Source organism: Nostoc sp. CmiVER01 (genome assembly GCF_034531135.2).
Classification (GTDB): Bacteria; Cyanobacteriota; Cyanobacteriia; order Cyanobacteriales; family Nostocaceae; genus Nostoc.
In genome coordinates, this window is the sequence record NZ_JAVRBU020000083.1 from 1 (window position 1) to 511 (window position 511).

2 protein-coding genes are annotated in these 511 nt (G+C 60.1%); both read right to left on the reverse strand.

Annotated elements, in window-relative coordinates:
• On the reverse strand, window positions 1-150 hold a 150-nt coding region (locus RMZ43_RS36090; RefSeq protein ID WP_428851045.1), incomplete at its 3' end, for a DUF2274 domain-containing protein.
• A gap of 106 nt (window positions 151-256) precedes the next feature.
• Window positions 257-511, reverse strand: a 255-nt coding sequence (locus tag RMZ43_RS36095) for a hypothetical protein (RefSeq protein WP_428851044.1), incomplete at its 5' end; no start/stop codon positions are given.

Consider the following 511-nt stretch of genomic DNA (forward strand, 5'->3'; position numbering starts at 1 on the left):
AAAACCGCGATCTCCCGCAATAAATGCTTCTAGCATGTAGGGAATCAATGCGGCGGCGTCGGTCGCGTCGCCGTAGGTTTGCGCATGCAACGAAGCATAGCGATCAAGATCGGCTTTCAATTTGGCCGGACATACAAAGGTAACCTTTATATTCTAAATTTTTGGTAGTGGCCCCAGCCGCAGCTTAAATGGCCGCTCCGTGGATCTCATCGCCAGAAATGGCGATGCGAGATCCAGGGTAGGGCGGCCGCCATCGTCAGACCTGGCGATGGTCGACGCCGGCGCGCATCGCCGGATGTGGCGATGCCAGCTCGAGGTCGGTGGTCACCGCCGGCGACCTTGTGCCATCGTCGGCAATGGCGATGCTGCAGCTCGACGTGCGCGGCCTGGTCGGCGCGGCATCGTCAGACCTGGCGATGCTCGAGCGGGCGAAAAAAACCGCCTCAGGGTGTCCGAAGCGGCAAGTCTGCATGCGGTTCAGGGAGGAAGAAACCGCGCCGGCGATCAGATA